The 24893-nt window shown below is 68.4% G+C and carries 21 protein-coding genes; 20 read left to right on the top strand and 1 reads right to left on the bottom strand.

The genetic code is table 11. The features are described 5' to 3' along the window. Window positions 1–7: 7 nt before the first annotated feature. Window positions 8–1528 (bottom strand): globin-coupled sensor protein, encoded by a 1521-nt coding sequence (locus BMZ69_RS25680; protein ID WP_092162230.1) that lies wholly within the window; start codon window positions 1526–1528, stop codon window positions 8–10. Between the two features lie 383 nt (window positions 1529–1911). Here BMZ69_RS25680 and BMZ69_RS25675 point away from each other — a divergent pair, with 383 nt between their 5' ends. The 20 genes from BMZ69_RS25675 (at window position 1912) to BMZ69_RS25580 (ending at window position 24877) form a co-directional block, all read left to right on the top strand. Next, window positions 1912–3114 carry an MFS transporter gene (locus tag BMZ69_RS25675; RefSeq protein ID WP_175506970.1) on the top strand — a complete coding sequence of 401 codons (1203 nt, stop codon included), beginning with the start codon at window positions 1912–1914 and terminating at the stop codon, window positions 3112–3114. Between the two features lie 156 nt (window positions 3115–3270). Continuing rightward, entirely contained in the window at window positions 3271–4506 is a 1236-nt protein-coding gene (locus tag BMZ69_RS25670; RefSeq protein WP_210188090.1) for an ABC transporter substrate-binding protein, read from the top strand. Between the two features lie 166 nt (window positions 4507–4672). Further along, window positions 4673–5527: a helix-turn-helix transcriptional regulator gene (locus BMZ69_RS25665; protein WP_092162225.1), complete on the top strand. Its 855-nt coding sequence runs from the start codon at window positions 4673–4675 to the stop codon at window positions 5525–5527. After that, window positions 5520–6533, top strand: a complete 1014-nt coding sequence (locus BMZ69_RS25660) for a branched-chain amino acid ABC transporter permease (protein WP_092162224.1) — start codon at window positions 5520–5522, stop codon at window positions 6531–6533. The genes BMZ69_RS25665 and BMZ69_RS25660 overlap by 8 nt, the downstream gene beginning before the upstream one ends. A gap of 1 nt (window position 6534) precedes the next feature. Next, on the top strand, window positions 6535–7623 hold the full coding sequence (locus tag BMZ69_RS25655) for a branched-chain amino acid ABC transporter permease (RefSeq protein ID WP_092162223.1): 1089 nt from the start codon (window positions 6535–6537) through the stop codon (window positions 7621–7623). After that, window positions 7620–8408: an ABC transporter ATP-binding protein gene (locus BMZ69_RS25650; RefSeq protein WP_092162222.1), complete on the top strand. Its 789-nt coding sequence runs from the start codon at window positions 7620–7622 to the stop codon at window positions 8406–8408. Before BMZ69_RS25655 ends, BMZ69_RS25650 begins: the two co-directional genes overlap by 4 nt. After that, a complete protein-coding gene (locus tag BMZ69_RS25645) occupies window positions 8401–10644 on the top strand; it encodes an ABC transporter permease (RefSeq protein ID WP_092162221.1) in 2244 nt (747 codons plus the stop codon). Before BMZ69_RS25650 ends, BMZ69_RS25645 begins: the two co-directional genes overlap by 8 nt. After that, entirely contained in the window at window positions 10641–11516 is an 876-nt protein-coding gene (locus tag BMZ69_RS25640; RefSeq protein ID WP_092162220.1) for a phosphoenolpyruvate hydrolase family protein, read from the top strand. Before BMZ69_RS25645 ends, BMZ69_RS25640 begins: the two co-directional genes overlap by 4 nt. 27 nt (window positions 11517–11543) lie before the next feature. Further along, the gene (locus BMZ69_RS25635; RefSeq protein ID WP_092162219.1) at window positions 11544–14441 is read left to right on the top strand and encodes a flotillin family protein; all 2898 of its coding nucleotides are present in this window, start codon (window positions 11544–11546) and stop codon (window positions 14439–14441) included. Between the two features lie 11 nt (window positions 14442–14452). Beyond that, entirely contained in the window at window positions 14453–14890 is a 438-nt protein-coding gene (locus tag BMZ69_RS25630) for an SRPBCC family protein (protein ID WP_091838493.1), read from the top strand. A 2-nt stretch (window positions 14891–14892) separates the two neighbouring features. Continuing rightward, a complete protein-coding gene (locus BMZ69_RS25625) occupies window positions 14893–15345 on the top strand; it encodes an SRPBCC family protein (protein ID WP_092162218.1) in 453 nt (150 codons plus the stop codon). A gap of 1 nt (window position 15346) precedes the next feature. Further along, window positions 15347–16168, top strand: a complete 822-nt coding sequence (locus BMZ69_RS25620) for an FAD binding domain-containing protein (protein WP_092162217.1) — start codon at window positions 15347–15349, stop codon at window positions 16166–16168. Window positions 16169–16178: 10 nt separating this feature from the next. Then, window positions 16179–16661: a (2Fe-2S)-binding protein gene (locus tag BMZ69_RS25615; protein ID WP_092162216.1), complete on the top strand. Its 483-nt coding sequence runs from the start codon at window positions 16179–16181 to the stop codon at window positions 16659–16661. Window positions 16662–16672: 11 nt separating this feature from the next. Next, complete coding sequence (locus tag BMZ69_RS25610; RefSeq protein WP_244543541.1) at window positions 16673–18439, top strand: xanthine dehydrogenase family protein molybdopterin-binding subunit; 1767 nt, start codon at window positions 16673–16675, stop codon at window positions 18437–18439. Between the two features lies 1 nt (window position 18440). Next, window positions 18441–19484, top strand: a complete 1044-nt coding sequence (locus BMZ69_RS25605; protein WP_092162214.1) for a xanthine dehydrogenase family protein molybdopterin-binding subunit — start codon at window positions 18441–18443, stop codon at window positions 19482–19484. Window positions 19485–19488: 4 nt separating this feature from the next. Then, entirely contained in the window at window positions 19489–20373 is an 885-nt protein-coding gene (locus BMZ69_RS25600) for an AAA family ATPase (RefSeq protein ID WP_091839380.1), read from the top strand. Next, on the top strand, window positions 20370–21485 hold the full coding sequence (locus BMZ69_RS25595; RefSeq protein WP_092162213.1) for a vWA domain-containing protein: 1116 nt from the start codon (window positions 20370–20372) through the stop codon (window positions 21483–21485). Before BMZ69_RS25600 ends, BMZ69_RS25595 begins: the two co-directional genes overlap by 4 nt. Beyond that, window positions 21482–22363, top strand: a complete 882-nt coding sequence (locus BMZ69_RS25590) for an amidohydrolase family protein (protein ID WP_092162212.1) — start codon at window positions 21482–21484, stop codon at window positions 22361–22363. Before BMZ69_RS25595 ends, BMZ69_RS25590 begins: the two co-directional genes overlap by 4 nt. Window positions 22364–22382: 19 nt before the next feature. Continuing rightward, window positions 22383–23231 (top strand): MBL fold metallo-hydrolase, encoded by an 849-nt coding sequence (locus tag BMZ69_RS25585; RefSeq protein WP_092162211.1) that lies wholly within the window; start codon window positions 22383–22385, stop codon window positions 23229–23231. A gap of 14 nt (window positions 23232–23245) precedes the next feature. After that, on the top strand, window positions 23246–24877 hold the full coding sequence (locus BMZ69_RS25580; protein WP_092162210.1) for an isochorismatase family protein: 1632 nt from the start codon (window positions 23246–23248) through the stop codon (window positions 24875–24877). The last annotated feature ends 16 nt before the right edge of the window (window positions 24878–24893 follow it).

Below are 24893 nucleotides of genomic sequence, written 5' to 3'. Positions count from 1 at the left end.
ATGGGGCTCATGCCGCCCGGCTGCGCTGCGCGGGGGCCATGGCGGACGGCCTGGGATCGCCTTGCGTGCGGAAGGTAGCAACGAGCTGGCTGAGACGCTCGATCTGCGTCAGCAGCATGCGTGCCGAGGTCGCGCTCTGCTCGGCGAGCACGGAATTCCGCTGCGTGATCTCGTCCATATGGCTGACGGCCTGGCTCATCTCCTCGATGCCGCTGGCCTGCTCGCCCGCCGCAGTCGCGATCTCGCCGACCGTCGCCGAAACCCGGCCGGACGCGCCGACGATCTGCTCAAGCGTGTCGCCGGCGAGCCTGACCAGCCGGACGCCCTCGGTCACCTCGGCGCCGGAGGTGCCGATCAGGCCGGTGATGTCCTTGGCGGCCTCGGCCGAGCGCTGGGCGAGGGCGCGGACCTCGGCGGCGACGACGGCAAAGCCGCGCCCGGCATCGCCGGCCCGCGCCGCCTCGACCGCGGCGTTGAGCGCGAGCAGGTTTGTCTGGAAGGCGATGCCGTCGATCACGCCGGTGATCTCCGAGATTTTCTTCGAGGCATCCTCGATCCGCGCCATCGCCGCGATCGCCTCGCGGATGATGCCGCCGCCGGTGCGCGCCACCGCCGTCGCCTCGTCGGCGAGGGCCGTCGAGGCGCGCGAGGCCTGGGCCGAGCTCTTCACGGACGCCGCGAGTTCCTCCGTCGTCGCCGCCGTCTGCTCCAAGGCGGAAGCCTGCTCCTCGGTGCGCTCGGAGAGATCGGCCGCGCCGTCGCTGATCTCCTGCGAGGAGGCGGCGATGGCGGTCGAGCTCGTCTTGATCGTCGCGATCATTTCGCCGAGGCGGGCCATGGCGTCGTTGAAATGCGTGCCGATCTCGGCGTACTCGGCCGGCATGTCCTTGGCGATGCGGACGGTGAGATCGCCCTTCGCCAGCGCCGCCATGCCTTCGCTCATCAGGGCGATCGCCTTGTCGCGCTCGGCCGCCTTGGCCTGCTCGCTGGCGCGCGCGCCGGCCTCCGCTTTAAGACGCGCCGCCTCCGAAGCTTCCAGATAGACCGAGATGGCATAATCCATGTCGAGCAGGCAGGCCTTGACGATGGCGCCGATCTCGGCCGTCCGCTCATCTGCCCCCGGCAATTTGGCGCCGAAACGGCTCTTCGGCCAGCGGGCTTCCAGCACCTTGCCAATCAGCTGCGAGAGCAGCAGCCCGTAGCCGCCGATATACCAGCGCGGCTCGAGCCCGATCCGGGCATGGACCTGGCCGACACGGGTGACGGCCGCGACATAGGTCTCGTCGAACTGGCCCTTGGCGATCCCAGCCCAATGCGAGAGCTGCCTCGTCTTGGCGCCGCCGAGCTGCTCCTCGCTGCGGAACAGGGCCATGGTCTCCGGAAAGGCCTTGATCTGCGCATAAAAGGCGTCGAGCGCGCCTGGAAGCGCCGCGGTGATCGTCGACTCGACATTGCGGATCCGTTGCCGTGCGGTTCCATCGAGTTGCAGGAATTCAAGCCGTCGGGCGAGATCGTCGGATGCAGACATCGGTTCTTTCCTCAACGTATCGCCGCTCTCGCGCGGTCGATGTGAGGAGCTCTGGAGGACCCAGGATTAAGATTTCACATCTGTCACAGGGGCAGCCGGACCGTGTGGCAGCTGCATCGATGCCGATTTGATCTGGATCAAATCGTGCCGACATGGCCGTGCCTCCGGCATCACCTTCGAGCGAGCCGGAGCAGCGATCTGCAATCGGCGGATGAAAGACCGGGTTCGCTTCCTCGGCCATATGCAAATCCTGCAGGTCGGGCAGCTCGGACCTGACCTCGACCAAGCCGGCATATTCTCCGAAGACCAGCGCAAGCCGATGGCGCAGCCGAAGACTGCTGCACCGACGTGACCATGCGGCGAAGGCGCTGGGAGGATGTGTTTTGAAGCTGCCTTTGTGGGGGAGCGCCCTGAGCGCGACGCTCCTCGTGCAGGTCGTGAGTTCCTTCGCCGCCGCAGCCGTTCCGCTGCTCGGCCCGATCCTGATGCAGCGCTGGAACCTGCCGCCGGAAAGCATCGGCTATGTCTCCGCGGCCGTTTCGCTGGGCATCTGCTGGTGCCTGGCTTGTGGCGGCCCGATGCTCGACCATCACGGCCCGATCCGCACCTTGCAGCTCGGCCTCGCGGCGATCTGCCTGGGCCTGGTCCTCCTCTCGCAGCCTGCCGCCACGCTCGGCTTCGTCGGCGCCCTGGTGCTCGGCCTCGGCACCGCGCCGAACAATCCGGCGGGCAGCACGATGCTGATGCGCACGGCGCCGCCCCGGCATCGCAACCTGATCTTCTCGATCCGGCAAGCCGGCGTCCCGCTCGGCGGCGCGATCGCCGGCGTCTCGGTGGCTCCGGTCGTTGTCGCGCTGGGGTTTGCCCAGACGATCTGGCTGATCGCAGCCATCGTCGGGCTCAGCCTGCTCGCCGTCCAGCCGTTTCGGAGGCGTCTCGACCTGGAGAGAGGGCCTGCGAACCGGCGCTGGCCCCGGATGTTCCTGTCGCCCTCGGCGCTGCGCCGGTCGGCCGAAGTCATCCGGTCCCACCCTTTGCTGCCGCTGGTGACCGGCATGGGCATCTCGTTCTCGATCGCGCAAGCGAGCGTCCAGGCCTTCACCGCCACCTATCTGGTAACGCAGCATGGCAAAGGGCTCGCCGAAGCGGGGTATTTCGTGGCCGTCCTGCTCGTCGCCAGCACGTTCTCGCGGATCGTCCTGGGCTGGCTGGCGGACCGCTGGCGCCGGGGCCTGCTGCTGCTGTGCCTGCTCCTGCTGGCCACGAGCGGAGCGCTGATCCTGTTCGTCTGGTCAGCGGCGGGGCCGCCCTGGGCCCTGTATGGCTGCGTCGCCTTGATCGGAGCGACGTCCCTGGGCTGGAACGGGGTCTATATGGCGGAGCTGGCGCGGCTCGCGCCTCCCGCGCGGATCGGCGACGTCACCTCGGCCGCGAACCTCTTCGGCTTCGCCGGCTCGTTCTGTGGCCCGCTCGTCTTCGCGCTCATCGCCGGCCGGACGGGGAGCTTCGACTGGCCCTATCTGCTGGTCGCCGGTCAGTTGGCCGCATGTGGCGTCTTCACATTGTGGCGCCGCGGCTGGCGCTGAAAAGCAGACCCTCGGCAATATCTACGACCTTGGCAGTAGATCGGCCTGTGCTAGCCTAGATTTAGAGCGGGATAAAAATCCGCCATCGGCTCCGCCGTTGGACACCTTCGGCGCGGCCGTTCACGCAGGGAGGTGAATGCAATGCGGAAGGCACTGATGGCCGCCGTCGCGGCGTGCGCTTTGATTGCGGCCGGAGGCACCGGCCAGGCTCAGGAAAAACTCAAGATCGGCGTGCTGGCGACGCTCTCGGGCGCGCTGACCTCGGGCGGCGAGGACGGTGTCCGCGGCGCGCAGATCGCTCTGAAGCAGCGCGGCGGCAAGATCGCCGGGCGCGAGGTCGAGTTCATCATCGCGGCGACCGACGCCAGTCCGGACTCGGCGCTGCGGGCGGCGCGCAAGTTGGTCGAGCAGGACAAGGTCCAGCTCATCCTAGGCCCGCTCTCGGGCTCCGAGGGCATCGCGATGCGCGACTACTCGAAGACGGTGCCGAACGTCACGGTGGTCGATGCGTCGTCGGGCGCGCTCGAGACCACCTATGTCAACCCGTCGCCGAACTATTTCCGCTTCAACAGCAACGGCGCGATGTGGATGGCCGGGCTCGGCGAGTACGTCTTCAAGGACAAGGGCTACAAGAAGCTCGCCGTGATCGGCGAGGACTACTCCTTCCCCTATACCCAGGTCTTCGGCTTCGCCCTCGGCTACTGCAAGGCCGGCGGCCAGATCGTGCAGCGTCAATGGGTGCCGCTCGGAACCAAGGATTTCGGTTCGGTCATCGCCAACATCCCTGATGACGTCGACGCCGTCTTCCTCGGCCTCGGCGGCGGCGACTCCGTCAACTTCCTCAACCAGTACGGCCAGACCGGCGGCAAGGCGAAGTTCGTCGGCGGCTCGATCATGGTCGACCAGACGGTGCTGTCCTCGCGCGGCGCCGCCAAGCGCCTGCTGGTCGGCACGCCCTCCTCGGGCGGCGTCGCCGATGCCTGGGACGATCCGAAATGGAAGGCCTGGGTGAAGGCCTATCAGGACGCCTTCCCGGCGGACAAGCGCTTCGCCAGCCCCTCGCTGTTCGCGACCAATTACTACAACGCCTTCAACGGCATGGCGACGGGTCTGGAGAAGGTCAATGCCGACCTCTCCGACGGCGGCGCCAAGTTCCGGGCGGAACTCGCCAAGGTCGAGCTCGATGCCCCGAACGGGCCGATCAAGCTCGACGACGACCGGCAGGCGATCGCGACGACCTTCATCACCGAGGTCGTCGAGACGCCGAACGGCGAGCTCACCAACAAGTTCGTCCGGACCGTCCCGAATGTCTCGAAGACGATGGGCCTGTCTGCCGAAGCCTTCAAGGCGGTGGGGCTGCCCTCCCGGACCAATCCGGAATGCAAGCCCTGACTTCCACTGACTGACTCCCCGGACGGGACGCGACAAGGATCGTGTCCTGTCCGGTCAGCCGTCCCGCTCCGGTCAACGACGTCGCGCGCGATCAGCCTGCGCTGTCGGGCAAGGCTCACCTGATGAGGCAGCCTTAGGTCCACCGGGCATTGCTACGCGAGGAGCCATGAGTCGCGCAGTCGCGGTCTGCCACGGTCCCTTCGGACGGGTGTCGATCTACAATCTCGATCGCCCGATGGTGGTGCATGCGCATCGCGAAGCGCATCTGATCTTCTTTCTCGAGGGCTCGCGGGGCCTCGTGACCGTCAATGACCACATGGTCCGGGTCGATCCGTTCATGGGTGTGGCGATCAACCCCTGGGAACCGCATAATTTCCAGCCGGAGCAGCCGGGCGCCTTCGGGCTCTTCCTCGTCATCTATCTCAAGCCGGAATGGCTGGCGGCGCAGGCCATGCCGTCGGCCGGTTCGCTGGTCTTCCCGTCATCCGAACTGGTCATAACCCGCGAGCTCGCCGCCTGGCGCGACCAGGCGGTCGAGATGCTGCTGTCGCAGCACCGCGAGCTCAATCTCGCCCCGGTGCTGATGGCGCTGGCGCAGGCTTCCAGCGAGCCGATCGGACCCGAGCTCGTCTCTTCGCTGCTACACGACACCTCGGCAGGCGCCCTCGATCGGCGGGTGCTGCGGGCCTGCCGATTGCTGGAACAGCATACCTCGTCCGAAGGCGCGCTCGCCCGGATCGCGCGCGAGGCAGGCCTGTCGCGCGCCCATTTCTTCAAGCTCTTCCGGCAACAGGTCGGCGTCACGCCAAACATCTTCGCCAATACCGCCCGGATCGACGCGGCGCTTGAGCGGATCGTGTTGTCGAGCGATCCGGTGACCAGCATCAGCCACCGCCTCGGCTTCTCCGGCCAGAGCGTGTTCACCCGCTTTTTCAGCGCCCATGTCGGCATGGCGCCGCGCGACTATCGGCGGGTGCTCCGCACCGTCGGCCTCCCGCCATCGCAGGCGAGCCATGTCTGATTTCATCGGCCGCCGCCCGATCTGGTCGCTGGTGATCCTGATCGCGGTCGCCCTGCTCCTCTTCCTGATCTTTGCGGTCTGGACGCCGTGGATGGAGCTGACCTTCGGCCGCAAGCGCGTCTTCCTGAGCGCGCTGTTCAATGGCATCACGCTCGGCGGGCTCTATTTCCTGGTCGCCAGCGGCTTCACGCTGATCTTCGGCCTGATGCGCAACGTCAACCTGGCGCACGGTTCGCTCTATCTGTTTGGCGGCTATGTCGGCTACAGCATCGGCAACCTGACGGGCTCCTGGTTCGCCGCGCTGATCGGCGCCTTCGTGGTCGTCGCCCTGGCCGGTATCCTGATGCAGGTGCTGCTCTTCCGCTGGATGGAGGGCCAGGACCTGCGGCAGACGCTGGTTACAATCGGGCTCTCGATCATCGTCGCCGACCTGCTGCTCTGGGGCTATGGCGGCGATACCTTCCAGGTGACGACGCCGGACTGGCTCTCCGGGCCAGTGCAGCTGCCCTTCATCGTCGCACTGCGCAGCAATGGCGAGGCGGTGATGATGATGTACCCGCTGGTCCGCATCGCCATCCTGATCGGCGCGATCATCCTGGGTGTCGCGATGTGGCTGGCGCTCAACCGCACCCGCATCGGCATGCTGGTGCGCGCCGGCGTCGACGATCGCGACATGCTCTCCGCCACCGGCGTGCGCGTGCAGCTCGTCTTCATCATGGTCTTCGCCTTCGGCGCCGGGCTCGCGGGGCTCGCCGGCGTCGTCGGCGGCACCTTCCAGTCGCTTCAGCCAGGCGAGGACACCAAGATCCTGCTGTCGTCGCTGGTCGTCGTCATCGTCGGCGGCATGGGCTCGATCCCGGGCGCGGCGATGGGGGCGCTCATCGTCGGCCTCGCCGAGCAGTTCGGCTCGGTCTACATGCCGACCTATGCGGTGATGCTGACCTTCGTCATCATGGTCGTGGTGCTGGCGATCCGGCCGCAAGGCTTGGCCGCGGTGAGGCGCTGAGATGGCGCTGGCCGAACCACGCCTCGCGATCGCGACGCCGCGCCCCCGCGAAGGGCTCGCCGAGGTGATCGCCCGGCAGGGCACGGGCTTCTGGATCGTCGCGGCGCTGCTCCTGGTGATGCCGCTGATCGCGAGCCCGTTCTGGCTCGTCCAGATCCTCGCCTATGCGATGATCCTCGGCATGATCGCGCTCAGCCTGATGTTCCTCGCCGGCTATGGCGGCATCGTCAGCCTGATCCAGATGACCGTCGCCGCCTTCGCCGCCTATCTCGTCGCCATTTTCGGCGAGAGCGCGATTACCCAGATCAGCCTGAAATGGCCGTGGTGGACGGCGGTGCCGGTCGCGATCCTGCTCGCCACCTTGTTCGGCACGCTGGGCGGCGCGCTTTCGGTCCGGACCGAGGGCATCTACACGATCATGATCACCCTCGCGATCGGCTCGGCCTTCTATTACCTGACGCTGCAGAACTACACGATCTTCAACGGCTTCAGCGGCTTCAACGGCGTGATGCCGCCGGTCTTCCTCGGCATCGACTGGGGCAGCACCGTGCCGTTCTATTACCTGACGCTGGGCTGCGCTGCGCTGGCGTATGGCGTGGTCGTCTATGTCTCGCGGGCGCCTTTCGGCCTTGCCCTGCAGGGCACGCGCGATAATCCGCGGCGCATGGCGGCGCTCGGCTTCGATGTCGTCGCCCATCGCATCGCCGCCTATGCCTTCGCTGCGGTGATCGCCGCCTTCGCCGGCGTGCTTCTGGTCTGGTACCAGCGCCAGGTCTCGCCGGGGACGGGCGGCGTCGGCCCTGTCGTCGACATGCTGATCATCGCTGTCGTCGGCGGCCTCAGCCGCCCGATCGGCCCCTTCATCGGCGCGCTGGTCTATGTCCTGCTGCGCACATTCGCCCTCGATCTGCTCGACTGGGTCGGGCTCGAAGGCAAGCGCTATCAATTGCTGATCGGCTTCGGCTTCCTCATCATCGTGCTGTTCTCGCCGGATGGGCTGATCGGCATCTGGCAGCGCCTGCGCGAGCGCTATCGCAAGAGCCGCGAGGCGCAGGATGCACAAATGCGGACCGGCGGAGGCGCGCCATGAGCGCCGTGCCGAGCCTGGAGCGGCTGAATACGGGCAGCTCGGGCAATGCGCTCGAACTGCGCGGCGTCTCGCGCCTGTTCGGGGCGCTCGCGGCCCTGTCCGACGTCACGCTCTCGGTCCGCCCCGGCGAGCGGCGTGCCGTGCTCGGCTCGAACGGTGCCGGCAAGACCACGCTGTTCAACTGCGTCACCGGCGATTTTTCGCCGAGCTCCGGCGTCATCCGCTTCTTCGGCGAGGATGTGACGGCCTTTCCGCCGCATGAGCGCATCCGGCGCGGCCTCAGGCGCACCTATCAGATCTCCTCGCTCTTCACCGGGCTGACGGTGATCGACAACGTCTACCTCGCCTGCCGCGGGGTCTCGCGGAACCGCTTCTCGCTGCGGCGGCCGCGCCGCGACGACACGCTCCAGCATGCCGCCGAGAGCCTAGTCGACGCCGTCCACCTCACCGCCGTCAAGGATCGGCTGGTCGGCGAGCTGGCCTATGGCCAGCAGCGCCAACTCGAGATCGCGCTCGCTCTGTCGGGCGCGCCGCGCTTCATCCTGTTCGACGAGCCGGCGGCGGGCCTGTCGCCGACCGAGCGGGCCGACCTGGTCCAGATCCTGACCTCGCTGCCGGGCCATATCGGCTACATCATCATCGAGCACGACATGGACGTGGCGCTGCGCGTCGTCGAGAGCGTGACGATGATGCACAATGGCCGCATCTTCAAAGAGGGGCGGCCGGACGAGATCGAATCCGATCCGGAGGTGCAGGAGCTCTATCTCGGGGGCGGCCATGGCTGAGCGCCTGAAAGCTCCGCCCCCCGCCGGCGTTCCGATCCTGCAGATCGCCGGCCTCAACGTCTTCTATGGTCGCTCGCACGCCGTGCAGGGCGTCGATCTCACGCTGCAGCACGGCGTCCTCTCCGTCGTCGGTCGCAACGGCATGGGCAAGACGACCATGTGCAAGGCGATCATGGGGCTGGTGCCGATCGCGTCCGGCTCGATCCGCTTCTTCGGCGAGGAGATCGCCGGCCACTCGCCGGCCGAGGTGGCGCGGCTCGGCATCGGCTATGTCCCGCAGGGTCGCCGGCTCTGGCGCTCGCTGACCGTCGACGAGCATCTGCGGCTGATGCAGCGCGGCAAGCGCGGGCCCTGGACGCCCGAGCGCATCTACGAGGTCTTCCCGCGCCTGGCCGAGCGCCGCAACAATGGCGGCGCCCAGCTCTCCGGCGGCGAGCAGCAGATGCTGGCGATCAGCCGGGCGCTGCTGCTCAACCCGCGCCTGCTGATCATGGACGAGCCGACCGAGGGGCTGGCGCCGGTCATCGTCGCCCATGTCGAGGAGATGCTGGTCCGCCTCGCCGAGCAGGGCGACGTCGCGATCCTGGTGATCGAGCAGAACATCGGCGTCGCCACGCAGATGTCCGATCCCGTCGCGATCATGGTCAACGGCCGGATCAACCGCATCATCGCCTCGGCGGCGCTCGCCGGCGACCGCGACCTGCAGCAGCGCCTGCTCGGCGTCGGCCGCCACGGCCATGACGAGACCGATGCGGCGTCGGACATGACCCCGGCCGCCGGAAACTCCGGGCCTGCCGCTCCGGCCCCAACCGGGCCGATTCGCGTCTATGTCTCGAACCCGGTCATCCCGAACCGCTGGTCGCAAGCGGTGCCCGCGGCGCGGATCGAGGCGCAAGCCCGCACCATCTCGCGCCCAACATTGGCGACGCGCGATGGCCAGCCGGTCGGCGCGATCCGGCCGCTCGCGGCCGCGGCGAGGAGCGAGCCTTATGTCGTCATCGCCGGCACGCTCGACACCAAGGGCGAGGAGCTGCGCTTCATCCGCGACCTGATCCGGGCCGAGGGCCTGCGCACCCGCCTCGTCGATCTCTCGACCTCGGGCCGCAGCGCCGGCGGCGACGTCACTCCGCAGGAGATCGCGCTCGCCTCGCCGAAAGGTTCGGCCGGCATCTCCTCGGGCGATCGCGGCACGGCAGTGGCGGCGATGACCGAGGCCTTCAAGGCCTGGCTGCCGCGCCAGCAGGGCCTGCTCGGCATCATCTCGGCCGGCGGCTCGGGCGCGACCGCGATGGTGACGCCGGCGATGCAGGCGCTGCCGGTCGGCCTGCCCAAGCTGATGATCTCGACCATGGCCTCCGGCGATGTCAGCGCCTATGTCGGCGCCACCGACATCGCCATGCTGCATGCCGTCACCGATGTGCAGGGCGTCAACCGCGTCTCGCGCCTCGTGCTCGGCAATGGCGCACACGCCATCGCCGCCATGGCCAAGGCTCGTCTCGTTGAGCTCAAACCCGAGCCCTCGCGCCGCCGCGCGCCGGAGAAGCCGTTGGTCGGGCTCACCATGTTCGGCGTGACCACGCCTTGCGTGCAGCAGGTCTCCAGGCTCCTCGCCGAGGACTGGGAGCCGCTCGTCTTCCACGCCACCGGCACCGGCGGGCGCTCGATGGAGAAGCTGGTCGAGTCCGGCCTCGTCGGCGCGGTGATCGACGTATCGACCACCGAGATCTGCGACCTGCTGATGGGTGGCTTCCTGCCGGCGACCGAGGATCGCTTCGGGGCGATCATCCGCACGCGCGTCCCCTATGTCGGCTCGGTCGGTGCGCTCGACATGGTCAATTTCTTGGCGCCCGAGACGGTGCCGGAGCGCTATCGCGGCCGGCTGCTCTATCCACACAACCCGCAGATCACGCTGATGCGGACCACGGCGGAGGAGAATGCCCGGATGGGCCGCTGGATCGGCGAGCGGCTGAACCAGATGGAAGGGCCGGTCCGCTTCCTGATCCCCGAGCTCGGCGTCTCCGCGCTGGATGCGCCAGGCCAGGCCTTCCACGATCCCGCCGCCGACGCCGCCCTGTTCCAGGCGCTGGAACAGACGGTGCGCACCGGGCCGAACCGGCAGCTGATCCGCCTGCCGCACCACATCAACGATCCCGCCTTCGCGTCCGCCCTGGTGCAGCAGTTCCGCACGCTGCATGCCGGCCGGCGTCGCGAACGCGTGGGCGGAGGCAGGCCATGACGGCTTTCGACAAGAAGACCCTGCTGAAGCGCTTCCGGGCGATGATCGCCAAGGGTGAGCCGATTATCGGCGGCGGCGCCGGCACCGGCCTCTCGGCCAAATGCGAAGAGGCCGGCGGCATCGACCTGATCGTCATCTACAATTCCGGCCGCTACCGCATGGCCGGCCGCGGCTCGCTCTCCGGGCTGATGCCCTATGGCGACGCCAATGCGATCGTCATGGAGATGGCGGCCGAGGTGCTGCCGGTGGTCCGGAACACGCCGGTGATCGCCGGCATCTGTGGCACCGACCCGTTCCGGCGCATGGATGTCTTCCTCGACGATGTCAGGCGCCTCGGCTTCTCCGGCGTGCAGAACTTCCCGACCGTCGGTCTGATCGACGGCACCTTCCGCGCCAATCTCGAAGAGACCGGCATGGGCTATGGGCTCGAGGTCGAGATGATCGCGCTGGCCAACGCCAAGGGCCTGCTGACCACGCCTTACGTCTTCTGCGAGGACGATGCACGGGCGATGGCCAAGGCCGGCGCCGACATCATCGTCTGCCATCTCGGGCTAACCACCGGCGGCTCGATCGGCGCCGAGACGGCGCTCAAGCTGAAGGACTGTCCGGCGCTGGTCGAGAGCTGGGCCAAGGCCGCGCTCGCCGTGAAGAAGGACGCGATCATCCTCGTCCATGGCGGGCCGGTCGCCGAGCCCGCCGACGCCGACTTCATCATGAAGAACACGACGCACTGCCACGGATTCTACGGTGCGTCCTCGATGGAGCGCCTGCCGGTCGAGGTCGCGATCCGCGACCAGACCCGCGCCTTCAAGCAGATCGGCCGCGAACCGAAGACCGAGAAGCCGGCACGCAAGGCCGGCAAGACGAAATGACCCGGGCACGGGCGGGAGGATGCTGACATGACCGGGCAACTGATCGGATCGCTGATCCTCTGGCTGATCGTGGCGGTGATCGTCATCGCCATCGTTGTCTATCTGGTGAACTGGCTCTATCGCCGCTCCTCGAAGGAGGTCTCCTTCGTCCGCACCGGCCTGTTCGGCGAAAAGGTCGTGATCAATGGCGGCGCCTTCGTGCTGCCGATCATCCACGACGTCACGCCGGTCAACATGAACGTGCTGCAGCTCGCGGTGACGCGGGCGAACAACGATGCGCTGATCACCCGCGACCGCATGCGCGTCGACATCGACGCCGAGTTCTATGTCCGGGTGAAGCCGGAGCGGCAGTCGGTCTCGGTCGCCGCCGCGACGCTCGGCCGGCGCACCCTGCAGCCGGACCAGCTCAATGCGCTGCTCTCCGGCAAGTTCATCTCGGCGCTGCGCACCGTCGCCTCCGAGATGACGATGGAGGAGATGCATGAGAAGCGCGGAACCTACGTCCAGCGCGTCAAGGACGCCGCCGCCGAGGCGCTCGACCAGAACGGCCTCGTGCTGGAATCGGTCGCGCTCACCGACCTCGACCAGACCGACCTGCAATATTTCAACCCGTCCAACCGCTTCGACGCCGCCGGCCTGACCCGGATCATCGAGGAGATCGAGGACAAGCGGAAGCTGCGCAACGACATCGAGCAGGACTCGATGATCCGCATCCGCACCCGCAATCTCGAAGCCGAGCGCCAGGCGCTCGACATCGAGCGCGAGAGCGAGGCGGCCCGGCTGGAGCAACAGCGCGAGATCGAGATCAAGCGCGCCATGCAGCGCGCCGAGGTCGCCCGCGAGCGCGCCGTCCGCGACACCGAGGCCGAGCAGGCGCAGATCACCTCGCGCGAGGAGATCGAGAAGTCGCGCATCGCCAATGAGCGCGCGATCAGCGAGGCGCGCATCGCCTCGGAACGGGAGATCCGCCAGCAGGAGATCGCACGGACACAAGCCGTCGAGGAAGCCGAGATCGCGGCCCGCGAGCAGGTCGAGAAGGCGCGCATCGCCAACGAGCAGGCGATCAACGCCGCCCGCATCGCCTCCGAGCGCGAGATCCGGCAGAAGGAGATCGAGCGCACCAGGGTGCTGGAGGCCGCCGAGATCGAGGCGCGCGAGGCGACCGAGAAGGCCCGCATCCTGCAGGAAACCGCGGTGAATGCCGAGCGCATCGCCCGCGAGCAGGAGGTCCGCAACCGTGAGATCGAGCGTACCCGCACGCTCGACCAGGAGGACATCGCGGCGCGCGAGGCGGTGGAGTCGGCGCGCATCGTGCAGGAGGAGCGCGTCCGTGCGCTCCAGATCGCCCGCAACAGAGCCCTGGACGAGGCCGAGATCGCGGCACGCGAGGCAGTCGAGAAGGCCCGCATCGCCCAGGAAGACGTGATCACGGCCGACCGGATCGCGCTGGAGCAGCGCAAGCGCCTTCTGGAGATCGGGCGCACCGAGACGGTCGACGCCGCCGAGATCGCCGCCCGCGAGACGGTCGAGAAGGCGCGGATCAGCCAGGAACGGGTCGTCTCGGCCGAGCGCATCCGCCGCGACGAGGAGGTCCGCAATCTCGAGATCGCCCGCAACCAGGCGATCGACACGGCCGAGATCTCGGCGCGCGAGGCGACGGAAGCCGCCCGCATCGCGCAGGAGAAGGTCGTTGCGGCCGAGCGCATCGCCGCCGAGCTCGCGACGAAGGAGCTCGAGATCCGGCGCAATGCCGATCTCGACGCCGCCGAGCTGAAGCGCCGCGACGCGGTCGAGCGCCAGCGCATCGCCACCGAGCTCGGGCTGGAGAAGGAGCGGATCGACTCCAGCAAGACGCGCGAGATGCTGCAGATCGCCCAGAAGAAGGCGGTCGAGGTCGCCGAGGAAGAGCGCGCCATCGTGCTCGCCGCCAAGAAGGTCGAGCGTACCGACGCCGACAAGGCGCTGCGCCAGGCCGAGATCACGGCGCGCCAGCAGGTCGAGACCGTCGACATCGCCCGCGAGCAGGCGCTGGAAGCGGTCCGGATCGAGCGCCGCCGCGCGCTTGAGCAATTGGAGATCGCCCGCAATCAGGCGCTGCAGGAAGCGCAGATCGCCTCGAACGAGGAGGTCGAGCGGGCCCGCATCTCCTCTGATCGCGGCCTCGACGAGGCCCGCATCGGCCGCCAGCGCGAATTGCGCAAGCTCGAGATCGAGCGCGAGCGCGAGGTCGAGTCCGCTGCCATGGACAAGGCGATCGCGCTCTATGCCAAGTCGCTGGAGGAATCGGCGGCGCAGGCCAATGCCGAGATCGCCCGCGCCAAGGCGGTCGAGGCCGAGGAGAAGGTCAAGACCGTCCGCGAGAGTGAGAGCGCCCAGCGGCGCAAGACTGTCGAGATACTGCTTGCCGAGAAGGCTGCTGAGGAGGCGCGCATCGCGGCCGAAGCCGAGAAGGTGCGCCGCGCCGTCGAGGCCGAGGCGCAGAAGCTGCTCTACGAGGCCGAGAACGTGCTCAGCGACGGCGCCCGCTACGGGCTGTTCCGTCGCCGCCTGCTCGACAAGATCGAGGGTATCGTGCGCGAGAGCGTCAAGCCGATGGAGAAGATCGAGGGCATCCGCATCCTCCATGTCGACGGGCTCGCCGGCGGGGCGGGAGCGAGCGGCACAGGCGGGGCGGCACGCTCGCCCACCGACGAGGTCATCGAGTCGGCGCTGCGCTACCGCGTGCAGGCGCCGATGATCGACCAGGTGCTGAAGGAAATCGGCATCGAGGGCGGCAATCTCGCCAAGATGGGCGGGCTGATGCGCGAGGCCTCCGACATGCAGCGCGTCGCCAAGGAAGCGCAGCCGGCCAAGCCCAAGGATGGCGGCGATCCCGCTCCCGACGGTGGCGGCGGCAACCGCTCCGGCTCCGGCAAGAAGTCGTGAGGCGCTGACAGATGGCCCGCGTCTACGTTTCCAGCGTCATCGCCGCCCCGGCCGCCAAGGTCTGGGCCCGGGTGCGCGACTTCAACGGCCTGCCGAACTGGCATCCCCGCATCGCCGAGAGCCGGATCGAGAATGGCGAGCCGGCCGACAAGGTCGGCTGCATCCGCGCCTTCTCGCTGCGCAGCGGCGATCGCTTGCGCGAGCAGCTGCTCGGCCTCTCCGACTACGACATGTTCTGCACCTATTCGATCCTGGATTCGCCGATGCCGCTGACCAACTATGTCGCGACGCTCAGGCTGACGCCGATCACCGACCAGGAGCGCACCTTCATCGAATGGTCGGCCGATTTCGATTGCGCGCCCGACAAGGAAGCCGAGCTCGTCGCCGGTATCGGCACCAATGTCTTCCAGGGCGGCTTCGACGCCCTCAAGCGCGCCTTTGGGGGATAGCCATGCCCCATGTGGTCCGCAGCACGATCATCGATGCGCCGGTGGACCGGCTCTGGTCGGTCCTGCGCGACTTCAACGGGCATGACCGCTGGCACCCGATCGTGGCGAGGAGCGAGATCGAGCGCGCCTACCCGTCCGACCGAGTAGGCTGCATCAGGCGCTTCGTGCTGCGCGACGGCAGCGAGCTGCGCGAGCAGTTGCTGACCCTCTCCGACCTCGAGATGACCTTCAGCTACTGCCTGCTCGATACGCCGATCCCGCTGTTCAACTATGTCGCCCATGTCCGTTTGCTGCCGGTGACCGACGGCAATCGCAGCTTCTGGCACTGGGAAAGCCGCTTCACCACGCCGCCCGGACGCGAGGCCGAGCTCGCCCGGCTCGTCGGTGACGAGGTCTACACCAACGGCATCGAGGCGGTGCGCCGCCTGCCGGCGATCGTCGGCGAGGAGGCCTGACATGCTCGATCTCAGAACCTGCGCCAGCCTCTCGGAAGCCGCCGGCATCCTCTCCGGCGACCGCCAGGCGCTGCTGATCGGCGGTGGGACCCTCGTGATGCGCGACGTCAACGAGGGCCGTTTGACCGAGGGCACGCTGGTGCGTGTCACCGACCCGGCCTTCCGCCAGATGAGCGCTGGCGGCGCCCGCGTCGAGCTCGGCGCCGGCGTGACCATGGCGATGGTGCTGGCCAATCGCGATCTCGCTTGCCTGCATGCCGCGGCGCGCGCCATCGGCGGGCCGGCGGTCCGGACGATGGCGACGATCGGCGGCAATCTCTTCGCGGCAGCGCCCTATGGCGACTTCACCGTGGCGCTGCTGGCGCTCGATGCGCAGGTCGTGCTGCAGTCCGGCTATGGCTCGGGCCGGGCGGTGGCGCTGGAGGAGTTCCTCAGCGCCCGCGAGCGCGGCGGCCAGGGGCTGGTGACGGCGGTGCAGTTCGCTCGGCCGCAGAACCCGGCCGAGTTCCAGTTCCGCAAGATCAGCAGGGTCAAGCCGAAGGGCATCTCGCTGCTCTCGATCGCGGCGCATCTGCCGCTGTCGGGCGGCCGCGTCGCGCAGCCGCGCGTCGCCTATGGCGCGATGGCCCCCACACCGATCCGCGCCCGCGGCGTCGAGCGGGCGCTCGACGGCAAGCCGCTCGACCACACCGCGATCCAGCTGGCGAAGCAGGCGGCGCTCGAAGGCTGCCGCCCGGCCACCGACGCGATCGCCAGCGAGTGGTACCGGCGCGAGATCCTCCCCGTCCATCTCGGCCGGCTGCTCGCCGGCGAGCCGCGCTGAGGAGGCGCCGATGGCCAAGCTCCCGCTCCAGTTCCGCCTCAACGGCAGCGACCGTGCCACCTTCGTCGACCCGGCGAGCAACCTGCTCGACACGCTCCGGCGCGGGCTCGGCGATTTCGGCCCGAAATATGGCTGCGGCCAGGGCACCTGCGGCGTCTGCACCGTGCTCGTCGACGGCGAGCCGCAGCTCGCCTGCCTGACGCTCGCAGTGTCCTGTGAGGGGCGCCAGATCGAGACCGCATCCGGCATGGCCGATGGGCCGAACCTGCACCCGCTGCAGGACGCCTTCATGGAACATTTCGCCGCCCAATGCGGCTTCTGCACGCCGGGCATGCTGACCGCGGCGCGGGCGCTGCTGGCGAAGAACCCGCAGCCAAGCCGCGAGGAGGTCGTCGAGGCGATCAGCGGCAATATCTGCCGCTGCACCGGCTACGAGCCGATCATCGCCGCCATCCTCGCCGCGGCGAACGCGCCCGGCGCGCGCCGAGCCTGAGGGAGGTCGCCATGACAACGATGGAGATGCGCAAGGACCTCTTCGCCGACGAGCGCGACGACAATCTCAACGTCGTCGGCAAGGGCGTGCAGCGCCAGGACATGCCGGGCCATGTCACGGCGCGGACCCGCTTCTTCGACGATCACGCCTTCGACGGCATGCTGCATCTCAAGGTGGTGCGCAGCCCGCATCACCATGCCCGTATCCGCGCGATCGATACCTCGGCGGCCGAGCGCGCGCCGGGCGTCAAGCGCGTGCTGCGCGGCGCCGATGTGCCCGTGAACAAGAACACGCTGCTCAGCCTGATCAATTTCGGCAAGGACGACGAGCCGTCGCTGGCGGTGAACAAGGTCGCTTACAAGGGCGAGCCGGTCGTCGCGATCCTCGCCGACAGCGAGGCGCAGGCGCAGGCGGCCCGCAAGCTGGTGCGTATCGACTATGACCCGCTGCCGGCGGTGTTCGATGTCGAGGAGACGCTGAAAGCCGGCGCGCCGGTGGTCAACGAGACCTATCCCGGCAACTACTTCGAATATCACGAGCGCTTCGACCATCAGAAGCTGCGCTTCGGCGATGTCGAGCGCGGCTTCGCCGGCGCCGACATCGTGATGGAACATCGTTACCAGATGTCGCCGATCGAGCATGCGCCGACCGAGACCAACGGCTCGATCGCGGCGCCCGAACAGAACGGCCGGTATGTCGTGCACTCCTGCGCCCAGGGCCTGTTCTTCGCGCTGGGCACGACCGCCAAGATCGTCGACGTCGAGTCGAACCAGCTGCATTTCATCGGCGGCACGGTCGGCGGCGGCTTCGGCGGCAAGGTCGACTCGCTGACCGAGCCGCTCGCCGTGCTCGGCGCCATGCTGACCGGCCGCCCGGTGCGCTTCGTGCTCGATCGCGAGGAGGAGATGCTCTACGGCTCGCCGCGCGGGGCAGAGCGCATCTACATCAAGGACGGATTGATGCGCGACGGGCGGATTGTTGCCCGCCATATCCGCAGCTATTTCGACGCCGGCGCCTATACGCGCCTGTCCAGCTACGCCGCGATCAAGTGCACGGCGCATGTGCCGGGGCCGTACTGGATCCCCAACGTCGCCTCCGACATCTACGTCTCCTACACCAATCGCTGCCCCTCGACCGCGATGCGCGGCTTCGGCGTCACCGCGGTCGACTTCGCGCTCGAGGTCCAGATGGACCGCCTCGCCGAGGCCGCGAACATGGACCCGATGGAGTTCCGGATCCTCAACGCTTATCGCGACGGGGACATGAAACCGCATCGGCGCGCCGCCAAGAACACGGCGCTGGTCGAATGCGTGCAGGTCGCGGCCGAGAAGGCGAACTGGCCGCTCTCCGAGCAGGCCAAGCGGGCCTCCTCGCTGCTCGGCGGCGGCGCCGGCGAGCGCTCGCAGATCCCGGCGACCCAGCTCGACGCCCGCGGCCAGATCGGCCGGCCCGACTCGCGCAATGGGCCGGTGACGCAGGTGCTGCCGGCCGGCACGACAAGGATTGCGCCGAGCAAGCAGCCGGTGATGGAAGGCGCCCGCGACGGCCGCGCCGCGCCGACGCAGGTGCCGCGCTACGAACCGCAGCGGCCGGCAGCGCCGCCACCTCCGGCTTATCAGCCTGCGCCGCCGCCCTATCAGCCGCCCGGTTCGTATTCGCCAGCGCCCGTCCATCAACCGGCGAGCCCGCTGCCTGCCTCGCCACCGCCGGCCGCACCCGCGCAGACCCAGCATGGCGCGGTGCGGTTCTCGTCGGTCTTCGGCACGAGGAGGCGCTGAGATGGCCCGTCACGAAGGCCGCGGCATGGCCTCGGTCAACTACCCGATCGGCATGAACCTGGGCGGCGATCCGAGCCAGGCGCTGATCCATTCCAACCCGGACGGCAAGTTCACCGTCGCGCTCTCGGCGATAGATCTCGGCCAGGGCATGAAGCAGGTCTCGCGCCAGATCGCGGCAGAGACGCTCGGCGTGCCCATCGAGGATGTGTATGTCGACACCGCCGACAGCGACACCGGCCCGCACGACATGGGCTCCTTCGCCTCGCGCGGCACCCACCGCATGGGCAACGCCATCATCGTCGCCGCCCGCGAGGCCCGCGGCGTGCTGCTCGAAGCCGCGGCCGAGGAGTTGGAGGTCAATGCCGCCGACCTCGTCACCGACGGGCGCGGCAACATCCATGTCCGCGGCGCGCCCTCGCGCAGCATCACGGTCAAGGCGACGGCGCAGGCGGCGCAGTTCAAGCAAGGCAAGACCATCGCCGGGCGCGGCATCTTCCTGATCCCGCTTTCGGCCGTCGATGCAGAGACCGGCGAGATGAACCCGAACACCGCCTTCGCCCATGCCTGCCTCGTCGCGGATGTCAGCGTCGACGACGAGACCGGCGAGGTCGAGGTGCTCAGGATGACCAGCGCCTACGAGCTCGGCCGCGTCATCAACCCGCGCATGGTCGAGCAGCAGCTGGTCGGCGGAGCCTGGATGGGCATCAGCCACGCCCTCTATGAGACGCCGGAGCCGTACTATCCCAGCCCCGACCACGGCCCGCGCGACTTCAACGAGTACCTGATGCCGGGGCCGGGCGACATCGCGCCCTATCACGTCACCGTGCTGGAGCGGCCGGCGCCGGACGGGCCGTTCGGCGGCAAGGGTCCGGGCGAGATGTGCGCCAACCCGGTGCTGCCGGCGATCGCCAACGCCGTCTACAACGCTGTCGGCGTCCGGGTCGACGAGTTGCCGATCACGCCCGAGAAGATCCTGCGTGGGATCAAGGCCAATGGTGGCGCCAAGCCCGGTCCGCGCCGCGGCGGCCCGGTCAACTGGCGGTGACGCGATGGCGCTGAGGACGACCGTCGCCGGCATCTCCAGCCCCGAGGACCTCGCCGAGGCCCTCCAGGCGGCGATGTATCTCGCCGATGACGGCATCGCGACGGCCGGCTACCTCTCGCTCGCGCTTGGCAAGCCGTTGCTGCTGGAGGGCGCGCCCGGCGTCGGCAAGACCGAGGCCGCCAAGGCGCTCGCCGGCATCCTCGGGCGCCAGCTCATCCGCCTGCAATGCTTCGAGGGCATCGATGCGGCCGCCGCGCTCTACGAATGGAACTATCCACGCCAGATGCTCGCCATCCGGCAGGCGAAGGACGGCGAGCAGCTCGACATCTACCGCGACGATTTCCTGATCGAGCGGCCGATGCTGACGGCGCTGCGGCGGCCGGACCAGGTCGTGCTGCTGATCGACGAGATCGACCGCTCCGACCATGAATTCGAGGCCTTCCTGCTCGAATTCCTCTCGGATTTCTCGATCTCGATCCCCGAGCGCGGCACTTTGCGCGCGCCCGAGCGGCCGGTGGTGATCCTGACCTCGAACCGCACCCGCGAATTGCACGAGGCGCTGCGCCGCCGCTGCGTCTACCACTACATCGCCTATCCCGAGCCCGAGCGCGAAGCGCAGATCATCATGCTGCGTTCCTCGGCCGTTGCCGAGAGCACGGCTCGCGCAGTCGTCCATGCGGTCGGCCTGCTGCGGCAGGAACCGCTGGCCAAGCCGCCGGGTGTCGCCGAGGCGGTAGACTGGGCCGAGGCCGCGACGGCGCTGGCCCAGAGCGGGGCACCCTGGCCGGAAGCCTTCCGCCGCTCGCTCGGCGCGGCGATCAAGGACGAGGAGGACCTCGCCCATTTGCGCCCTCGCCTGCCGCTCTTCATCCCGGGGCTGGCGGCATGATCGCGCCACTTCCTGCCGCAGCCCGGCTTTTCGTCGCTTTCCCGGCGCTGCTGCGTGAGCACGGCATCGCGGCCGCGCCCGAGCAGACGACCAGCTTCCTGATGGCGATCGAACTGCTCGGCCCGCGCAGTGTCGAGCACATCCGCAAGGCCGCGCTTGCGACGCTTGCGCCCCATCCCGAGCAGCGCGCGCTCTTCGATGCCCTATTCGACTTGCACTTCCTCGGCGGCGCCCTGGCCGAGCCCGGCGACGATGATTTCGCGCCGGACGAGGACATGTCCATCCAGGAGGATGCCGGTTCGCGCGAGGTGCTGATCGGCGAGGAGGCCAACGAGACCGGCCAGGCCGCGACCGGCGCGGAAGCCCTGTCGATCCGCCAGCTTAAGCCGCTTGACGACAGCGAGACCTTGCGCCGCTTCGGCCGGGCGCTGCCGGCCGCCCTGCCCCGCCGGCGCGGCTATCGCCACCGGGCTGCGCGACGCGGGCCGATGGTCGACCTCGCCCGCAGCCTCAAGGATGCGATCCGCCATGACGGCGAGGTGATGAGCCTGAAGCGGCTCAAGCGCGAGACGCGGCCACGGCCGATCCTGCTGCTGATCGACGTCTCCGGCTCGATGAAGCAGCGCAGCGACGCCAATCTCGCTTTGGCGCACACCATCGTCCATGCGACCCGCCAGGTCGAGGTCTTCACCTTCGGCACCCGCCTCACCCGCGTAACGCGGGCGCTCCGGCGCAAGCGCCGCGAGCAGGCGCTTGCGGAAGCCTCCGGACTCGTCGCCGACTGGGATGGCGGCACCCGTATCGGCGACGCGCTGCAAGCCTTCCTCGCCGTGCCGCGCTTCGCTGCTTACGCGCGCGGCGCGGTCGTCGTCGTGCTCTCGGATGGCCTCGAACGCGGCGATCCCTCCGCGCTGGTCACGGCGATCGCGAGGCTGGCGCAGCGCGCCCACCGCATCGACTGGCTGACGCCCTTGGCGGCCGATCCCGGCTACCGGCCGGAGACCGAAGCGCTCCGGCTGATCGCGCCGCGCCTTGCCAGCCTGTCGAACGGCGGCAGCACGGCGCGGATCTGCCGGCACATCCTGTCACTCGGAGGCTCGCTGGCGGCATGACCGGTCTCGTCGATTCCCATTTCCACATCTGGCGGCAGGCCGATCTGCCCTGGCTGCTCGGCCCGATGCAGCCGCGCATCTTCGGCCCCTACGAGCCGATCCGGCGCGACTATCCGATCGCCGAATATCTCGGCGACTGCCGGCCCGCGGGCGTGACCGAGGCCGTCTATGTCCAGGCCAATTGGGCGACTGATCGCTATCTCGACGAGGTGGCTTACGTCTCGCAGGCCTCGGAGGAATCGGGCTTCCCGATCGCCATCGTCGCCTATGCCGACATGCTCGCAAACGATGTCCGCCCGCAGCTCGACCAGCTCGCCCGCAATGCCCGCGTGCGCGGCGTGCGCATGCAACTGCACTGGCACGAGAACACGCTCTACCGCTTCGCCAGCGGGCCCGATCTCGCCCGCGATCCCAGACTGATCGCCAATGTCGTGCGGCTCGCCGACTACGGCTTCAGCTTCGACCTCCAGGTCTTCGCCGGCCAGATGGCGGGCGCGGCAGAGCTCGCCGCCGCCTGCCCGAGCGTGACGTTCGTGCTGCAGCACGCCGGCATGCTGGAGGACCTGTCGCCGGAGGGCATCGCCGCTTGGCGTGAGGGCATGACGCTACTCGCGGCGCAGCCCAACATCACCAGCAAGCTTTCCGGCCTCGGCACCTTCCTGCGCCGCAACGATCCCGAGCAAATCGCCTTCATCATCGGCGAGACGCTTGCCCTGTTCGGCCCCGAGCGCTGCCTGTTCGGCTCCAATTTCCCGATCGAGAAGCTCTGGACGAGCTACGCCGAGCTGATCGCCGCGCATCGCGCCGCGGTGCCGGAAGCGGCGCAGGAAGCCGTGTTCAACGACACCGCGAGGCGGGTCTACCGCCTCGGCCAATAATCAAAAGGGGAGGACGTTCATGGCCCTCGAAATCAAGATTCTCGACTACGGCGACATCGAGCTGGAATCGAGCTTCCTCGTGCTCGGCCGCGATTGCGGGCGCACCCGCCGCGTGCCGACCTATGGCTTCCTGATCCTTGGTGGGCCCTGGCCGGTGGTGGTCGACACCGGCTACCGCCACAACCAGATCATGGAGAGCCTCGGCATGCGCGGCCTCCAGTTCCACGAGAACATGATCGAGAACCAGCTCGCCAAGCACGGCGTGCGGCTGGGCGATGTGCGCTATGTCATGCACACCCATCTCCATATCGACCATGCCGGCAAGGACGAGCTCTTCCCGATGAACACGACGGTGCTCGTCAACCGGCGCGAGCTCGAATACTCGGTGTCCGGGCTGATGCACCCGCAATATCCGGCGCCCGACATCAAGCACCTGATCGACCGTTTGCACACGCGCGATGCGCTGCGCTTCGAGGACCTCGAACTCTCGGGAATGATCGAGCTCTTCCCCGGCTGCTACCTGGAAGCCGCCGGCGCCCATACCGAGGGTTCGATGAACGTCCATGTCGACACCAATGAAGGGCGCGCCATCATCTGCGGCGACGTGATCTACGATTTCAACGACCAGATCGTGTCGCCCTTCCACGAGCTGCACGCCAACGAGCCGCGCACCACCGGCAACCACGGCGTCTCCAAGCGCGAGGAGAAGTCGGCGATCAAGAAGCTGCTCGCCAACGGCGCCTTCCTGCTGCCGGTGCACGACAAGCCGGCCAAGATCGCCCATGGCCAGGTCGTCGGCCGTATGGACATGGCGGTGCCTGGCCCAGTCGCGCAGTCGCCGCCGGCGCGCAACTGGTTCGCGGCCTGACGGGGGCCGGCACCATGACCACGCATGTCGCTGTCCAGCCCGGCTTCGCCGACCTGATCGACCTCTGGGCGCCGGTGCGCCAGCTCGGCACCGGCTTCGAGTTCTGCGAGGGTCCGATCTGGCATCCGCAGGAGCAGCATCTCCTGTTCTCGGATATGCCGGGCGATGTGCGCCGCCGCTGGGACAAGAACGGCGTGCGCGAGGTCAGGCGGCCGGCGAACAAATGCAACGGCATGACCTATGATGCCGCGCTCGACCTGATCGTCTGCGAGCACGCGACCTCTTCGCTGGTGCGCGAGCGGCCGGACGGCCGGCGCGAGGTCATCGCCTCGCATTTCGAGGGCATGGAGCTCAACAGCCCGAACGACGTCGTCGTGAAGTCGGACGGGTCGATCTACTTCTCTGACCCCTGGTATGGCCGCATGCCGGTCTTCGGCGTCGAGCGGCCGCGCCAGCTCGGCTTCCAGGGCGTCTACCGCATTCCGCCGGAAGGCGGAGCGCCGCAGCTCCTGGTCGATCGCTATCTCTTCGACCAGCCGAACGGGCTCTGCTTCTGCCCCACGGAAGACCGGCTCTTCGTCAACGACACCGTCCAGCACAATATCCGCGTCTTCGATACCCTGCCGGATGGCCGGCTCGGTCCCGGCCGCATCTTCGCCACCGGCATCGTCGGGACCGAGCCCGGCGTCCCCGACGGGATGAAATGCGATGCGCAGGGCAATGTCTGGGTCACCGGCCCCGGCGGCGTCTGGGTCTACTCGATCAGGGGCGAGCTGATCGGCAAGCTGCGCGTGCCCGAGCTCGTCGGCAACCTGACCTGGGGCGGACTGGACTGGCGCACGCTCTTCCTCACCGCGAGCCATTCGCTCTACGCGGTCGAGACCAAAATCGGGCCGCGCATCGAGCCCTATATGAAAGCGAGCAATGCCGGCGCCGGGACGTCGAGCCGTGACCGCGCAGCCGCAGCGCGGTCAGACGTCGATTCCGCCGCCTCCATCTCGGCAAACGGCACGAAGAAGGCCGCCGGCGGCTACCGGCTCGATCCGTCGCGCTGCGCCCTGATCATCCAGGACATGCAGAACGACGTGGTGATGGAGGGCGGCGCCTTCGCCAGCTCGGGCTCGCCGGAGCATTGCCGCCAGCAGAACGCGATCGCCAACGGCGCGCGACTGGCGCTGGCGGCGCGGGCGCGCGGCATCCCGGTGATCCATGTCTGGTTCATCGTCGAGGCCGGCGCGCCCGGCGTGACCATGAACGCACCACTGTTCGAGGGTCTTGCCGACGCCAAGGCGCTGGTGCGCGGCACCTGGGGCGCGGCGCCTGTCCCCGGCCTGGAGGCGCAGCACGGCGACCATATCGTCGAGAAGCAGCGCATGAGCGCCTGGGAGGGCACCCGGCTGGAGACGGTGCTGAAGGCGCTTGGCCGCGACATCGTCATCGTCACCGGCGCCTGGACCAACATGTCGATCGAGCACACCGCCCGCACCGGCGCCGACAAGGGCTATTTCATGGTGGTGCCGGAGGATGCCTGCTCGACGATGAACGCCGAATGGCACACGGCCTCGGTCAACTACGCGCTGCAGAATGTCTGCGTCGTCACGGATGTGGCGGCGGTGATCGCCGCCACAGACGCTGCAGGGCATTAGGCCCCGGGCACGGCGG

The organism is Allobosea sp. CRIB-10 (genome assembly GCF_900112185.1).
Classification (GTDB): domain Bacteria; phylum Pseudomonadota; class Alphaproteobacteria; order Rhizobiales; family Beijerinckiaceae; genus Allobosea.
The sequence above is the reverse complement of the archived record's forward strand: the minus strand, read 5'-3'. Positions and strand labels throughout refer to the sequence as shown.

Excerpts from the sequence above, each read along its gene's own strand:
- BMZ69_RS25680 (WP_092162230.1), bottom strand. The coding sequence starts at position 1,528 with ATGTCTGCATCCGACGATCTCGCCCGACGGCTTGAATTCCTGCAACTC.
- BMZ69_RS25670 (WP_210188090.1), top strand. The coding sequence starts at position 3,271 with ATGGCCGCCGTCGCGGCGTGCGCTTTGATTGCGGCCGGAGGCACCGGC.
- BMZ69_RS25665 (WP_092162225.1), top strand. The coding sequence starts at position 4,673 with ATGAGTCGCGCAGTCGCGGTCTGCCACGGTCCCTTCGGACGGGTGTCG.
- BMZ69_RS25660 (WP_092162224.1), top strand. The coding sequence starts at position 5,520 with ATGTCTGATTTCATCGGCCGCCGCCCGATCTGGTCGCTGGTGATCCTG.
- BMZ69_RS25655 (WP_092162223.1), top strand. The coding sequence starts at position 6,535 with ATGGCGCTGGCCGAACCACGCCTCGCGATCGCGACGCCGCGCCCCCGC.
- BMZ69_RS25650 (WP_092162222.1), top strand. The coding sequence starts at position 7,620 with ATGAGCGCCGTGCCGAGCCTGGAGCGGCTGAATACGGGCAGCTCGGGC.
- BMZ69_RS25645 (WP_092162221.1), top strand. The coding sequence starts at position 8,401 with ATGGCTGAGCGCCTGAAAGCTCCGCCCCCCGCCGGCGTTCCGATCCTG.
- BMZ69_RS25640 (WP_092162220.1), top strand. The coding sequence starts at position 10,641 with ATGACGGCTTTCGACAAGAAGACCCTGCTGAAGCGCTTCCGGGCGATG.
- BMZ69_RS25635 (WP_092162219.1), top strand. The coding sequence starts at position 11,544 with ATGACCGGGCAACTGATCGGATCGCTGATCCTCTGGCTGATCGTGGCG.
- BMZ69_RS25630 (WP_091838493.1), top strand. The coding sequence starts at position 14,453 with ATGGCCCGCGTCTACGTTTCCAGCGTCATCGCCGCCCCGGCCGCCAAG.
- BMZ69_RS25625 (WP_092162218.1), top strand. The coding sequence starts at position 14,893 with ATGCCCCATGTGGTCCGCAGCACGATCATCGATGCGCCGGTGGACCGG.
- BMZ69_RS25620 (WP_092162217.1), top strand. The coding sequence starts at position 15,347 with ATGCTCGATCTCAGAACCTGCGCCAGCCTCTCGGAAGCCGCCGGCATC.
- BMZ69_RS25615 (WP_092162216.1), top strand. The coding sequence starts at position 16,179 with ATGGCCAAGCTCCCGCTCCAGTTCCGCCTCAACGGCAGCGACCGTGCC.
- BMZ69_RS25610 (WP_244543541.1), top strand. The coding sequence starts at position 16,673 with ATGACAACGATGGAGATGCGCAAGGACCTCTTCGCCGACGAGCGCGAC.
- BMZ69_RS25605 (WP_092162214.1), top strand. The coding sequence starts at position 18,441 with ATGGCCCGTCACGAAGGCCGCGGCATGGCCTCGGTCAACTACCCGATC.
- BMZ69_RS25600 (WP_091839380.1), top strand. The coding sequence starts at position 19,489 with ATGGCGCTGAGGACGACCGTCGCCGGCATCTCCAGCCCCGAGGACCTC.
- BMZ69_RS25595 (WP_092162213.1), top strand. The coding sequence starts at position 20,370 with ATGATCGCGCCACTTCCTGCCGCAGCCCGGCTTTTCGTCGCTTTCCCG.
- BMZ69_RS25590 (WP_092162212.1), top strand. The coding sequence starts at position 21,482 with ATGACCGGTCTCGTCGATTCCCATTTCCACATCTGGCGGCAGGCCGAT.
- BMZ69_RS25585 (WP_092162211.1), top strand. The coding sequence starts at position 22,383 with ATGGCCCTCGAAATCAAGATTCTCGACTACGGCGACATCGAGCTGGAA.
- BMZ69_RS25580 (WP_092162210.1), top strand. The coding sequence starts at position 23,246 with ATGACCACGCATGTCGCTGTCCAGCCCGGCTTCGCCGACCTGATCGAC.